The organism is Singulisphaera sp. GP187, from assembly GCF_900129635.1.
In the GTDB taxonomy this organism is placed as follows: Bacteria; Planctomycetota; Planctomycetia; order Isosphaerales; family Isosphaeraceae; genus Singulisphaera.
Genome location: NZ_FSRB01000001.1, coordinates 6,176,339 through 6,190,176 on the forward strand (window position 1 = coordinate 6,176,339; position 13,838 = coordinate 6,190,176).

The window sequence follows — 13,838 nt, forward strand, 5'->3', positions numbered from 1 at the left end:
CCGGAGAAGACGACGCGGAGCGTCGCGGACGGCATTCCCACGCAGAGCGTGGGAACGAGATCCCGGCATTTTTGCTGCAGTCGCAAATAATTGCTTCTTCAACTGAGGAGATCACCTGCCATGACCCAGCCGATCGCCCATCGCCACGACATCCTGATCCTCTTCGAAGTCACCAACGGGAACCCGAACGGCGACCCCGACGCTGGCAACCAGCCGCGCGTCGATGCGCTCTCGAACCGTGGCCTCGTTTCGGACGTCTGCCTGAAACGAAAGGTCAGAAATTATGTCCAGATGTTCGCCCCGGAGCCCAACGGCAAGAATTATAAAATCTTTGTGCAGCAGGGCGCAGTCCTGAATCGAGAGCAAGAGAAGGCGATCGAGGAAACGAAGGGGAAAGTCAAAGGTAAGGAGAAAGGAAAAGATCAGGGCGAGCACGCCCGACTCGTCAAGGATTGGCTCTGCAATGAGTTCTACGACATCCGTACCTTCGGGGCGGTGGTCTCGACGGGTAACGAGGTCATGAAAGGATCCGCCTACGGCCAGGTCCGCGGCCCGGCGCAGTTCACGTTCGGCCGGTCGTTCGATCCGATCACGTTTCAGGAGGTGACGATCACGCGGTGCGCTGTCACCAAGGAAGAGGATGCCGCCAAGGAACGGACGATGGGCCAGAAATACATCGTGCCGTACGGACTCTACTCGGCCAAGTGCTACGTTTCGCCCGCGTTCGCCGACAACACGGGGTTCGACCAGGATGACTACAACCTCTTAATTGAGGCCCTCACCCACCTGTTCGACCATGATCGATCGGCCGCCCGGGGCGAAATGGTCGTGCGCGGGCTGTTCGACTTCGAGCACGTCGGCACCCAGGCCGGCGCCAACGCCGAGCAGAACCGGCGCGAAGCGCGGCTCGGCTGCGCCCACGCGCACGAGCTGTTCGAGTCCGTCTCGGTCGAGCTTCGCGACAAGGAGAAGCCACCCCAGAGCTTCGCCGACTACCGCCTCGATCTCGACAAGGGGGAGTGGGACGCCAAGGGACGCTCCAAGCAGTTCCCTGGTGTGGTGCTCCACCGGCACATTGCTCCGCGCACCCCGTGACGTGAGGCGATCCCCGTGACCCAATCCGACGACACCGAGGGGGACGACCTCGTCCCCCTCTCGGCCATCAACGCCTACTTGTATTGTGACCGTCGGGCGGCCCTGAGGCACCTTGACGCCCTCCACGTCCACAACGAGCACACCCGGCAAGGGGATATCGGCCACCGACGCGCCGACAAGATGGGGGTCGAGCGTCGCCCCGGCGTGCGCACCGAGCGCGGGCTCTGGATCGTCTCGCAACGGCTCCGACTCTACGGCCGTGCCGACCTGGTTGAGTTCCACAAGCGATCGAAGCTCACGGGGGACCGCCGCGCCAAGGGGGCGGTCCCCTACCCAGTCGAATACAAGCGCGGGCGGTCCCGCCGATGGAATAATGATGACGTGCAACTATGTGCACAGGCGCTATGCCTGGAAGAGATGCTCGGCGAGCCCGTCCCCGCGGGAGCCGTCTACCATGCCCTGAGCCGGAAACGACGGGAGGTTCCGTTCAGCGACATCCTCCGCGCCGAGACCGAGGCGGCCATCGCCGGCTTGCATGCCCTGCTCGCCTCGCACGCCGTGCCCCCGGCCGTGCTCAAGCCGCGCTGTCGCGGCTGTTCGCTACGGGGCCATTGTTTACCTGAGGCGTTCGCTCATCCTCGGCGTGCCGAAGCGCTCGCTCGCGACTTGTTCTCGGCCCATTATTCCGATCCGCAGCCTTGATACCGTCACTGCCCCGTTCGATCCGGAGGGAAAGGATTAATTGCCGTGGATGTGCAACTCAACACACTTTACGTCTTCACCGCCGGCGCCTACTTGCGGCGTGACCACCTGACGGTCGTGGTTGAGGTCGAGAAGCAGGTGCGGCTCTCTTTGCCGATCCATCACCTCGATGCGATCGCGCTTTTCGGGCCGATCATGGTGAGTCCTGGGCTGGTGGGGCTCTGCCTCGAGTCGGGGGTCGCCCTGTCGTACCTGAGCGATTCGGGGCGGCTGATCGGTCGGGTTGACGCCCCCCGCTCTGGCAACGTGCTGCTCCGGCGCGAGCAGTTTCGCCGGTCCGATCGGCCGGAGGCGTGCCTGCCGCTCGCACGCTCGTTCATCGCGGGCAAGCTCCACAACGCGAGAAATTCGTTACTGCGGTCAGCCCGAGAGACGGACGATGCCGAGGATGTGGCCGCCTTGAACGCGGCGGCCGCGCGGCTCGGTGAACACGTCGAATCGCTTCCCATGGCCGACTCGCTCGACTCGGTTCGCGGCCGCGAAGGCGATTCGGCTCGCAGCTATTTCGCCGCGTTCCCCCGGATGATCCGGAGCCAACGCGATGAACTCGCGATGAGCGGCCGTTCAAGACGACCGCCGCTCGACCCCGTCAATGCGCTGCTGTCGTTCACTTATGCCCTGATGACTCACGACTGCGTCGCGGCGCTGACGGCCGCGGGGCTCGACCCCGACATTGGCTTCCTCCACGTCGATCGCCCTGGTCGTCCGTCGCTCGCTCTCGACCTGGTGGAGGAGTTCCGCACGCTCGTGGCCGATCGCCTGGTACTGACCTTGCTCAACCGCCGTCAGATCGGCCCTTCCGACTTCGTCCGTCGCGATGGTGGTGCCGTGGAAATGTCGGTCGAGGCGAGGAAGACCTTGGTACAAGCCTACGTCGCCCGCAAACGCGAAGAGTTGACGCACCCGCTCCTGGGCACGTCGGCACGCATCGGCCAACTCCCGTTCCTGCAAGCCAAACTCCTCGCCCGCCATCTCCGCGGCGACTCCGAAGTTTATGTCCCGTGCGTCGTTCGTTAGCGGACCCCCGACCGCCTCCCGCCTCGATCCCGGCACCCGTTTATCGAAACGGAAGAGAAGCATGCTTATTGTAGTGACCTATGATGTCGCGACGACAACCCCCGAGGGTCGACGTCGCCTGCGCAAGGTTGCGACCGCCTGCAAAAACTACGGTCAGCGCGTCCAGCAGTCGGTCTTTGAGTGTGTCGTGGGTCCGCAAGAGTGGGTCTTGCTCCGCGAAGCTCTGCTATCTCTCATCGACACCCAGCACGACAGCCTGCGCTTCTATCCACTCGACGAGACCGTTCGCAAGCGTATTGAGCATTACGGAACCAAAGAACCACTCGACTTTGAAGGCCCGTTGATCGTCTGACGCGTTGTCGTCGACATTCGGACTTTCGGCCCCCCCCTTCCGAATCGCTCTTTGACAATTCGGTTCTTCTCCGTTCTTATTGAAGCACTCTAACCGAATGATTTTGCTCTCCGCGAACCCATCGCTCCGGCTCAAGCCCCGGGGTTTCGCGATCGTCGAAAGGAGCTGCCCCCTTAATGACTTCCGGCGAGCCTCCCTCTCAAGAACACCGGATTCTGTACCGCTTAAAAAGAGTTTCGCGAATTCCGCGATGCAAACTCCGGCGTCCTTTGAACTTAGGGGCGGGCCGTCTCCCCCGGCCTCCGGGCCGGGGGCGGATTGAAACTCCACAGCAATTCCACAACACCAGCGGCTTTGCGTCTCCCCCGGCCTCCGGGCCGGGGGCGGATTGAAACAGCATCTCGGTGTCGGCGACACGGGGACGATTGAGTCTCCCCCGGCCTCCGGGCCGGGGGCGGATTGAAACTCTTCAGAGAGTTTCCTGATCCTCGCGGCCCCCTGGGTCTCCCCCGGCCTCCGGGCCGGGGGCGGATTGAAACGGAACAACTGTCTGGTGCTCTTGCCTCGGTTTGTGTCTCCCCCGGCCTCCGGGCCGGGGGCGGATTGAAACAAAGAGAAGCCGACCGAGCAGGCGAAGCTCCTCAGGTCTCCCCCGGCCTCCGGGCCGGGGGCGGATTGAAACCCGCCACCATCCCGACCGTCGCCCCGTCACCGCGGGGTCTCCCCCGGCCTCCGGGCCGGGGGCGGATTGAAACGATTCACCGCGCGGATCCGCCGCTCCGATTGGCCGTCTCCCCCGGCCTCCGGGCCGGGGGCGGATTGAAACGCGCCGACCAAGGCGCCCTCGTCATAAGCCATGACGTCTCCCCCGGCCTCCGGGCCGGGGGCGGATTGAAACTTCGTCAATTCGCGAAACCACTCCCGGTCGTGCGGGGTCTCCCCCGGCCTCCGGGCCGGGGGCGGATTGAAACTTGTCGGTGCCGATCTCTACACCTCGCGGGATCGCGTCTCCCCCGGCCTCCGGGCCGGGGGCGGATTGAAACAGGGTATTCGTGGGGGTCAGTCGAGCCGTACATCGTCTCCCCCGGCCTCCGGGCCGGGGGCGGATTGAAACATCGTAATGACTGTCCAGCACAAGGTGGCCGAGGGGTCTCCCCCGGCCTCCGGGCCGGGGGCGGATTGAAACAAGCTCAAGGACGCCGAAACCGCCCTGGTCAACGGTCTCCCCCGGCCTACGGGCCGGGGGCGGATTGAAACCGTCTTCCTGCCTCGCGATCTGGCTTCGGAAACGCGTCTCCCCCGGCCTCCGGGCCGGGGGCGGATTGAAACAGCCCCTCTTTTTCCGCGCAGGCAAACAGTCCGAAGTCTCCCCCGGCCTCCGGGCCGGGGGCGGATTGAAACACTCTTGATCACTTCTCTGCAAACCGCGACCGACGTCTCCCCCGGCCTCCGGGCCGGGGGCGGATTGAAACATATCAATATGTGGGTTCGTGACTGACGATAATGGTCTCCCCCGGCCTCCGGGCCGGGGGCGGATTGAAACTCAATGGCTGTTTGTGCTTCCGGTGGCACTTCGTGTCTCCCCCGGCCTCCGGGCCGGGGGCGGATTGAAACCGCTGAGCGTGACGACCTCGGCCCAGTAGGTGCCGTCTCCCCCGGCCTCCGGGCCGGGGGCGGATTGAAACAGCCAATTCCGGACGATGAATCAGATCACCCAGAGTCTCCCCCGGCCTCCGGGCCGGGGGCGGATTGAAACACGCAAGAGCGCGGTCATGTCGTGCTGTGTGAACAGTCTCCCCCGGCCTCCGGGCCGGGGGCGGATTGAAACACCGTCGTCGCCTCGGCCTCGGCCAAAGCATGATGGGTCTCCCCCGGCCTCCGGGCCGGGGGCGGATTGAAACTTCCACTCATTCCCAATCATAACGAATCGGCTGTGTCTCCCCCGGCCTCCGGGCCGGGGGCGGATTGAAACAACTTTAGTATTGATGAGACCGGGGAGTTCTTCGTCTCCCCCGGCCTCCGGGCCGGGGGCGGATTGAAACTATATATAAGGAAGTGAGGGGCTGATGGGAAAAGGCGTCTCCCCCGGCCTCCGGGCCGGGGGCGGATTGAAACGTCTTCCGGAAGGTTCGTCGAGTACTCCGTGCCGGTCTCCCCCGGCCTCCGGGCCGGGGGCGGATTGAAACATCTATGGGGCAATCAACAAGCTGAAGCGGGACCGTCTCCCCCGGCCTCCGGGCCGGGGGCGGATTGAAACAAAAATCTCGATCGACCGGCGCTCCGGGAAGCCCGTCTCCCCCGGCCTCCGGGCCGGGGGCGGATTGAAACGGATCATCCGGGCGTTGATACTGACTGACTCAGGGTCTCCCCCGGCCTCCGGGCCGGGGGCGGATTGAAACCTTCTGATGGTCGCATTCCTGACTACCCGCTCGGCGTCTCCCCCGGCCTCCGGGCCGGGGGCGGATTGAAACTACTTCGTCGCCCTCCGCGTTCTCAACCACGCGGCGTCTCCCCCGGCCTCCGGGCCGGGGGCGGATTGAAACAAGAAAGGGTTCGCGTTCGAGTCGAATCCCTGGAGTCTCCCCCGGCCTCCGGGCCGGGGGCGGATTGAAACTTCCTGGCAAAGCACTACGGGGGAGTCGTTGGCCGTCTCCCCCGGCCTCCGGGCCGGGGGCGGATTGAAACTTCTTCCAGACTCTCGTCACCGCGACCACCGAAGCGTGTCTCCCCCGGCCTCCGGGCCGGGGGCGGATTGAAACCGCGAAAGCGTGTCGTACCTGTTCAACGACCCGGTGTCTCCCCCGGCCTCCGGGCCGGGGGCGGATTGAAACTCCTGCCTGACGGCCGTCGCGTCAAGCGTTACCTGTCTCCCCCGGCCTCCGGGCCGGGGGCGGATTGAAACAAGCTGCTTTCCCACCTGCAGGTCCCCGAGCGTCCGTCTCCCCCGGCCTCCGGGCCGGGGGCGGATTGAAACCGGAATTCGTCGTGGACGCGATGAAGTGCCTTGGCGGTCTCCCCCGGCCTCCGGGCCGGGGGCGGATTGAAACGTCATCAAGCACAAGGTTGCCGATCGCGACAAGCGGGTCTCCCCCGGCCTCCGGGCCGGGGGCGGATTGAAACTTCCTCTACGAAGGCACCGAGGTCGCCATCGAGGTCTCCCCCGGCCTCCGGGCCGGGGGCGGATTGAAACTCAACCCTTACTCGCTGGACCCACTCGCTCGACGTCTCCCCCGGCCTCCGGGCCGGGGGCGGATTGAAACACCTCTTGATCGAGCGACCGGAGTTCGGCAGCGTCGTCTCCCCCGGCCTCCGGGCCGGGGGCGGATTGAAACGTCCATCTGACTCACTCGATCGACGGTGACTCGAACGTCTCCCCCGGCCTCCGGGCCGGGGGCGGATTGAAACCATCGCAACGGTTGCGGAACTCGCTGGGCACGCTGGTCTCCCCCGGCCTCCGGGCCGGGGGCGGATTGAAACCCGCGCGGCCTGCCGCTGGATCTTGGCCGATCACCGGTCTCCCCCGGCCTCCGGGCCGGGGGCGGATTGAAACGCATCGGTCGGCGCTGGGATGAAGCCCATCCGGTAGTCTCCCCCGGCCTCCGGGCCGGGGGCGGATTGAAACTCGCTGTTCTGCCAGATGAAGGTGGACGGCATGGGGTCTCCCCCGGCCTCCGGGCCGGGGGCGGATTGAAACGAACGTCATGCCGTAAATTTGGCCCCCATGCGGGAGTCTCCCCCGGCCTCCGGGCCGGGGGCGGATTGAAACGTGCGGAGTCGGACGAGTTCGTTCATGATGCCTTGTCTCCCCCGGCCTCCGGGCCGGGGGCGGATTGAAACTGGGCGTCCTCGAGCTTCGACTCGACCGTCGGCGTCTCCCCCGGCCTCCGGGCCGGGGGCGGATTGAAACTGTTTGCTTCGGATCCGATGGCGATCGGTGATCCCGTCTCCCCCGGCCTCCGGGCCGGGGGCGGATTGAAACCGCGATCTTGTAGGTGCGTCCCGTTTCGAGATTGTCTCCCCCGGCCTCCGGGCCGGGGGCGGATTGAAACACTGGCGATATCAGCAAGCTCGCGGCCTCTCCGGAGTCTCCCCCGGCCTCCGGGCCGGGGGCGGATTGAAACAGTCCTACCTCTATCCTAACGGTTCCGTGGTCGTCTGCGTCTCCCCCGGCCTCCGGGCCGGGGGCGGATTGAAACGTTTGTCGCGGTGGCCGAGACCGGCAGACCTCCACGTCTCCCCCGGCCTCCGGGCCGGGGGCGGATTGAAACAATACGTTCTCAAGCATGATCCAAGACCAAATCTCGTCTCCCCCGGCCTCCGGGCCGGGGGCGGATTGAAACGGGCACAATCCCCGCCACCAAAACCCTGGCCCAAGCGTCTCCCCCGGCCTCCGGGCCGGGGGCGGATTGAAACCAGAAGCAAACAGTCACGCTCGAGGACGTCGTCGCGCGTCTCCCCCGGCCTCCGGGCCGGGGGCGGATTGAAACAAATGTACTGCAATGGCGTTCAGATCGTTAACTGGTCTCCCCCGGCCTCCGGGCCGGGGGCGGATTGAAACTGCCCAAAACCAGGCAGGAATAGCAGTGATCGAGTCTCCCCCGGCCTCCGGGCCGGGGGCGGATTGAAACTGCCCAAAACCAGGCAGGAATAGCAGTGATCGAGTCTCCCCCGGCCTCCGGGCCGGGGGCGGATTGAAACATCACGCAAGTCACCGCGTTAACCTTGTCCGTTCCGTCTCCCCCGGCCTCCGGGCCGGGGGCGGATTGAAACGCAACGAAGACGAGGTGGCCTTCGGCGAGGGCTCGGTCTCCCCCGGCCTCCGGGCCGGGGGCGGATTGAAACGAATTTTTTTGCGGCGAGAATACCCCCGATGTCGCTGTCTCCCCCGGCCTCCGGGCCGGGGGCGCATTGAAACTTGACCCACGGCGTACCCAAGAGGATCGGTCGCTCGTCTCCCCCGGCCTCCGGGCCGGGGGCGGATTGAAACAAGCCCGCGCAAGGCTTGTACATCCCCTGGAACCTCGTCTCCCCCGGCCTCCGGGCCGGGGGCGGATTGAAACAGGTCAACAACGGCCAGCTCACCCCCGACATCGTCGTCTCCCCCGGCCTCCGGGCCGGGGGCGGATTGAAACCCTCCCTGATCGTGTGTGGCGACCTGGCGAAAGCGCGTCTCCCCCGGCCTCCGGGCCGGGGGCGGATTGAAACAAAATCTGGCGGCCAGAGCTGCGCGACTCCGGGAGGTCTCCCCCGGCCTCCGGGCCGGGGGCGGATTGAAACAGCCGTGCAACATCATGGCGGAACCGGCCACGAGGGTCTCCCCCGACCTCCGGGCCGGGGGCGGATTGAAACTTGCGACGAATGGATCGGTTCGGGCAGACAAAAAGTCTCCCCTGGCCTCCGGGCCGGGGGCGGATTGAAACACCAGACTAGGTACGCCGCCGTTCCGGAGGATGGAAGTCTCCCCCGGCCTCCGGGCCGAGGGCGGATTGAAACGGGTCACTGCCAAGATCCTCGGCAACCGCCGTCGTGTCTCCCCGGCTCCGGGCCGGGGGCGGATTGAAACTGCATCGGAGGGAGGCCGTCCGACTGGCAGAGAAGGTCTCCCCCGGCCTTCGCGCCGGGGGCGGATTGAAACGATTGAAACAAGGAAGTCGGGTGCGATGCCAAGTGCGTGTGGACCGGTCTCCCCCGGCCCTCGCGCCGGGGGAGGGAGGATCCCCAACGACGGATCAGGTGCGCCGTGGGGATTCGGTCAGGGCCGAGACGACATCAAGGCGAAGGCAGACGGTCGCCGTGTTAAAGCTGGCGCATGAAGGCGACCAGGGCTTGCTTTTCCTCCGAGGAAAGCTTGGTTTCCAGGATCAGGTTGAAGCACTCGACCGTGTCTTCGAGCGTGAGCAACCGACCGTCGTGGAAGTAGGGCGGAGACTCTTTAATGCCTCGAAGTGTGAACGTCTTGATCGGTCCCTGGGAGGTGGCGACCAGGCCGTTGATGGTCTGGGTCTTGTAGAAGCGATCGACCTTCAGGTCGTGCATGAGGTTGTCGGTGTAGTACGGGGCCGGGTGGCAGGAGGCGCAGTCGGCCTTGCCGAAGAAGACGTTTTGACCTTTCATTTCCAGGGAGTCGGGCCCGAACTTCTTGGGGTTGAGCTTGCCGTCGATTCCCAGGCCGGGGGCCGGCGGGAAGTCGAGCAGCTCTTGGAGCTCGGACATGAAGTGAACCTGGCTGCCGCGCTCCAGGGGGTTGATTCCCTTGGCGGCCGCCGAGACCTGGTCACCGTCGAAGTAGGCCCCGCGCTGTTCGAACTCGGTGAAGTCTTCGATGGACTTCAACGCGCGTTGCGAGCCGAAGAGACGCTGAATGTTGACGCCGCGGAGGCTCGGGGTGTCGATCCGCCGGCGGTGCGATTGCGGGCGGATGTCGCCGGTGAGGTGGGTCGCCGCCGACGTGTGGCCGTTGACGTGGCAATCGAAGCAAGAGACGCCGAGCATCCCGATCGGGCTCTCGGTCTTGCGGTCGCTCGTGGCGTTGAACTGTTGCTGGGGGAACTGGGTGACCAGCAAGCGGAGGCCTTCGAGGTCCTTGGCGTTCAGGATGCCCTGGAAGAGCTCCTGAAAGTTGTCCACCGTGATGATCTTGCCTTGGGAGACGTCGCCCAGGTCGGTCCGGGTGGTCAGGAACAAGGCGGGGGGGAACTCGGGGAGGAAGTGCTCGGGAAGGTCGAAATCGAGGTCAAACCGCTCGAGGCGAGGGAGTTGCTTGATCTCCATCTGGGGGAAGAGCATGCCGCCGACCTCGTGCTTCGGGTGCGGCAGAGGGAGGTAGCCCTTGGGAAAGAGGCCCTTGTCGCGGACCTCTTCGGGATCCATCGCGGCCAACTTCTCCCAGGTCAGGCCTTCGGCCAGCTTGGCCGTTGGCCCGACCTGGATCGGCTTGCCGCGGGTCATGTGGACCTTGCTGTCCGGCCGTGAGGTGAGGTTGTACCGCGTCTCCAGCAGTTCCTTCTGGCGAGCCATGACCGGCGGCTTGTCGGCCTTGTCCTTGGTCATCACAGCCTGGAACGTTCCCTTGCCGATCAGCACGGGGGCAATCTGGTCGTAGCTCGACTTGACCGCCGGCTCTTCCGCCCGGACTGCGGCGAACCCCGGCGGGATGACCGTGGCGATGACCAGGAGGCCGAACGTGGCCGGGCCGACCAGCCAGGGCCGCTTGCCCTCGTTTCGGGGTGGGGTTCCGGTGCCTAACGCGAGTGGGGGGACGATGGGAGTCCTCTTGCCTTGAGTCATGGGGGCCGATTCTCGTGTCATGAAAAGCTCTCCCGATTGAGAAGAACAAGAACCTCGAGTGGGGGCCGCGACGGCCGATACCGCCGCGCGTCACTCAGCCCGATCGAACGGACCGTCATGCGAAACCACGGTGAATTGGCGATCAACCTGGAGCGGGTCGAAGGGAAATGGTGGGTTCGCCGTCGCCTTGGCAAATTCCTCGGCCTTGGGTTCAAATTGGACATTCGCAGTCATCGCGGATTCCTTGTTCGTTGTTGAGGGGCACCTGCATAACGCATGCCGACAACGTGAATGAGCTCGGGCTCGGCAGGAGTGAGCGAAGGGTTTCCTACCGTGCCGATGGAATCCGACGATGGCAAACGCTGAAGCCGTTACTCGATGCCAGGATGATCGGCCGGCCTTGGTCCGGGAGCGGGCCAGAAGAATTTGCGGTCGGCCTCCATGATGGGGAGGTCATTGATGCTCGCCTCACGACGACGCATCAGACCGCGCTCGTCGAATTCCCAGAGCTCGTTGCCGTAGCTGCGAAACCAGGAGTTCGCGTGGTCATGCCACTCATACTCGAATTTCACCGCGATCCGGTTATCGGTGAACGCCCAGAGTCCCTTGATCAGGCGGTAGTCGAGCTCGCGGGCCCACTTGGCGGTCAGGAATTGGCGGATCTGCGCGCGGCCGACCGGAAACTCGATGCGATTTCGCCAGACCGAGTCTTCGGTGTAGGCAAGTGACACGCGCTCCGGGTCGCGTGAGTTCCAGCCGTCCTCGGCGGCTCGGACCTTTTGGATCGCCGATTCGCGGGTAAAAGGAGGAACGATCATGCGAGGCCTCACGGTTCGTTCGGAATCAGTCACTTCGAAAAGGAAGTTAACCAAGGAACTGACGGAAGCCTATGGAAAAGGAAAAATGGTTAGCAATTTAGAGAATTGCTTAAGCGATAATGTGATTTGATTGTGCTGTGATTGGGGGGCGAGTCGCTCTGATCCCGAAAGAAAAAAATAGGGAACGGCGGGCCTCCGTCCCTCAACGATCGTCATCGTCGAGGGGCGTTGGCCCGCCGTCGGCGATCCCAGGGGGGCGGGACCGCGGGGGGAGATTCACGAGGCGCGGGCCGCGATCGTTTCCGCCTCGATTTGATTCCGGAGGCTGCGGGCCTTTTCAGACTCGGGGGGCGCGGGCAAGTCGGGGCGCGCGGGGAAGCGAAGCACGAACCGGCTGCCGCGCCCCGGCGTGCTCTCCACGTCGATCGAGCCGCCGAAGGCGAGGCTGATCCGTTTGACCATCGAGAGTCCGAGGCCGACGCCGGTCCGGCCCATCCGTCGCGCCTGGGGCGAGCGATAGAACGGATCGAAGACCTTCTCTCGCTCGTCCTCGGCGAGGCCGACGCCTCGATCTTCCACCGCGAGGAAGACTGCGTCCGACTCTCGCCAGGTTCGGATCAGGACCGGGTCGCCCGGTTCGCTGTACTTGAGGGCGTTGTCCAGCAGGTTCTCGAGCATCTGGGCGAGCAGCGACGGCTGCGCCAGGATTGGGAGCGGGTTGTTGGGCCCTTCCTCGCGAATGTCGGCGGCCCGCGGGTGATCCATCCAGCGGGTCATCTGGGCGGGGACCCAGGCCGCGAGGTCGACCACTTCGGCCTTCGGCGATTCCGCGTCGGCCTCGGCCCGCGCCAGGAAGAGCAACGACTCGACGATCTGACTGAGCCGGAGGGTCTCCTGGTGGACCTGGTCGAGCGTCTGTTCGTATTCCGCGGTGGGCCGAGGCCGGCGCCTGATGACTTCGACCAGGCTGAGCAGGCCTGCAAGTGGGGTCCGCAACTGGTGCGAGGCGTCACCGGTGAATCGCTTCTGGCGCTCGTGCGTCTCGTGGAGCCGAGCCAGTAACTCATTGAAGGCGACGCGGAGATCGTCCAACTCGTCACGGGTGCCGGGGGCCGGTAAGAACTCGCCGTGCCCGGCCACGATCATCCCGCGGGCGGCCGACGCCATGGCGCCGAGCGGAGCGAGCGCGTGGCGGCAGAGTTTGCGTCCGAGCATGGCGGCCACCAGCCAGAGGCTCGCCGAGAGGCCGGCCAAGGTCAGGCCGAGCTGGTTCAGGCTGGCCTCGACCGGGGTGGGCGAGATCCCAGCCGTGATCACCAGGATCGGGTACTCGATGTCGTCCTCGGGGCCATCGTCTTCGGGGTGGCCCCGACCGTGTTGCAGGAGGTCTTCGAGCAAGAGCCGACGCGCGGCGAGGCGCCACCCTGGGTTCGCGTCGAACACGGTGCCGTCGGTCGGTTGAGTCGGCCAACGGTTCGGCTTCCAGCTCATCGGAAAGTGACCGGAGTCATGTCCGATGTTGGCCGAGTGGTCGATCATATGGCCGTGTTCATCCTGGACCGACCAGTGCACCTGTTCCACGCCCGGTTCCAGGCCGAGGGTGAGCCGACGTTCGGTCGGCTCCCACTCGAGGCCATCGTGTTCGACGTCCACGGCGGCCTCCAACGTGGCCAGGGCCGATTCCAGGCGGTCGTCGAGTTGCCGGTGCAGGTGATGGTCGGCCAGCGCGTACAGGACGACCGAGAACCCGAGCAGGGTGATCCCGAGGGCCGCGAGGAAAAAGGCGGAAACGCGCGTGGCCAGGCTCATACCGGGTCTCCTTCGGGCCCGCCGGGGGCTGCGCCGAAGACGTAGCCGCGGCCCCGGAGCGTGTGGATCAACCGTTCGCCCTGCGCTTCGAGCTTTCGCCGCAACTCGAACACGTGGACTTCCAGCGTGTTCGAGAGGCCGTCGTACCGCTCGTCCCAGACGTGCTCGTAGATCCGGGTCCGCGAGAGCACTTCGCCGGGATGGCGGAGGAAGTAGGTCAGGAGGGCGTATTCTTTGGCCGTGAGATCGAGAGGGTGTCCGGCCCGCTCGACGCGCTGGGTGGCCAGATCGATTGAGACGTCGGCCGCGGTCAAGACCGTGCCGGCTCGCCCTTCCGCGCGGCGAAGCATGGCGCGGATCCGCGCCAGAAGCTCGTCGAACGAGAACGGCTTGCAGAGGTAATCATCCGCGCCTCCATCAAGTCCCATGATCCGGTCGGAGACGGAGTCGCGGGCGGTCAGGAACAGGACCGGCGTATCGCGGTCGCGCTGGCGAAAGCGGCGGAGGATCGTCAGGCCATCCTGCCCGGGCAGCCACCAGTCGAGGATCACGAGATCCCAGTCGCCGTGCTGCAACATCGACCAGGCGACCTCACCGTCGGCGACCCGCTCGGCGACGTACCCTTCCTCCCGCAGTCCGCGCACCACGGAGGTGGCGATCAGCTCATCGTCTTCGACCATCAAAATGCGGATGCCCAT

General features: G+C 65.4%; 9 protein-coding genes and 1 CRISPR repeat array. Of the genes, 4 read left to right on the forward strand and 5 right to left on the reverse strand.

The window, feature by feature from the left end; all coding sequences use genetic code 11:
* The first annotated feature begins 120 nt into the window (after window positions 1–120).
* From cas7c to cas2, 4 genes are all read left to right on the forward strand, one after another.
* Window positions 121–1,095, forward strand: coding sequence for a type I-C CRISPR-associated protein Cas7/Csd2 (gene cas7c / locus BUS42_RS24210; RefSeq protein ID WP_074310413.1), 975 nt, complete (start codon window positions 121–123; stop codon window positions 1,093–1,095).
* Between the two features lie 15 nt (window positions 1,096–1,110).
* On the forward strand, window positions 1,111–1,797 hold the full coding sequence (gene cas4, locus BUS42_RS24215) for a CRISPR-associated protein Cas4 (RefSeq protein ID WP_074310415.1): 687 nt from the start codon (window positions 1,111–1,113) through the stop codon (window positions 1,795–1,797).
* 45 nt (window positions 1,798–1,842) lie between these two features.
* Window positions 1,843–2,874, forward strand: a complete 1,032-nt coding sequence (cas1c, locus tag BUS42_RS24220; protein ID WP_074310417.1) for a type I-C CRISPR-associated endonuclease Cas1c — start codon at window positions 1,843–1,845, stop codon at window positions 2,872–2,874.
* A gap of 61 nt (window positions 2,875–2,935) precedes the next feature.
* Window positions 2,936–3,226 (forward strand): CRISPR-associated endonuclease Cas2, encoded by a 291-nt coding sequence (gene cas2 / locus BUS42_RS24225; RefSeq protein ID WP_074310419.1) that lies wholly within the window; start codon window positions 2,936–2,938, stop codon window positions 3,224–3,226.
* Between the two features lie 288 nt (window positions 3,227–3,514).
* A CRISPR array of direct repeats spans window positions 3,515–8,861; the repeat unit is 37 nt; unit sequence GTCTCCCCCGGCCTCCGGGCCGGGGGCGGATTGAAAC.
* Window positions 8,862–9,022: 161 nt separating this feature from the next.
* On the opposite strand, the gene BUS42_RS24230 is transcribed toward cas2, so the two are convergent.
* The 5 genes from BUS42_RS24230 to BUS42_RS24245 form a co-directional block, all read right to left on the reverse strand.
* Window positions 9,023–10,534 (reverse strand): cytochrome B6, encoded by a 1,512-nt coding sequence (locus tag BUS42_RS24230; RefSeq protein WP_074310421.1) that lies wholly within the window; start codon window positions 10,532–10,534, stop codon window positions 9,023–9,025.
* Between the two features lie 69 nt (window positions 10,535–10,603).
* Window positions 10,604–10,747, reverse strand: coding sequence for a hypothetical protein (locus BUS42_RS43820; protein WP_159452285.1), 144 nt, complete (start codon window positions 10,745–10,747; stop codon window positions 10,604–10,606).
* A gap of 137 nt (window positions 10,748–10,884) precedes the next feature.
* Window positions 10,885–11,331: a nuclear transport factor 2 family protein gene (locus tag BUS42_RS24235; RefSeq protein ID WP_074310423.1), complete on the reverse strand. Its 447-nt coding sequence runs from the start codon at window positions 11,329–11,331 to the stop codon at window positions 10,885–10,887.
* 276 nt (window positions 11,332–11,607) lie between these two features.
* The gene (locus BUS42_RS24240; RefSeq protein WP_074310425.1) at window positions 11,608–13,140 is read right to left on the reverse strand and encodes a sensor histidine kinase; all 1,533 of its coding nucleotides are present in this window, start codon (window positions 13,138–13,140) and stop codon (window positions 11,608–11,610) included.
* Window positions 13,137–13,838 (reverse strand): response regulator transcription factor, encoded by a 702-nt coding sequence (locus BUS42_RS24245; protein WP_074310427.1) that lies wholly within the window; start codon window positions 13,836–13,838, stop codon window positions 13,137–13,139. Before BUS42_RS24245 ends, BUS42_RS24240 begins: the two co-directional genes overlap by 4 nt.

Coding starts and splice junctions, on each gene's coding strand:
- BUS42_RS24240 (WP_074310425.1), bottom strand. CDS start 13,140: ATGAGCCTGGCCACGCGCGTTTCCGCCTTTTTCCTCGCGGCCCTCGGG.
- BUS42_RS24235 (WP_074310423.1), bottom strand. CDS start 11,331: ATGATCGTTCCTCCTTTTACCCGCGAATCGGCGATCCAAAAGGTCCGA.
- cas7c (WP_074310413.1), top strand. CDS start 121: ATGACCCAGCCGATCGCCCATCGCCACGACATCCTGATCCTCTTCGAA.
- cas2 (WP_074310419.1), top strand. CDS start 2,936: ATGCTTATTGTAGTGACCTATGATGTCGCGACGACAACCCCCGAGGGT.
- BUS42_RS43820 (WP_159452285.1), bottom strand. CDS start 10,747: ATGACTGCGAATGTCCAATTTGAACCCAAGGCCGAGGAATTTGCCAAG.
- BUS42_RS24230 (WP_074310421.1), bottom strand. CDS start 10,534: ATGACACGAGAATCGGCCCCCATGACTCAAGGCAAGAGGACTCCCATC.
- BUS42_RS24245 (WP_074310427.1), bottom strand. CDS start 13,838: ATGGGCATCCGCATTTTGATGGTCGAAGACGATGAGCTGATCGCCACC.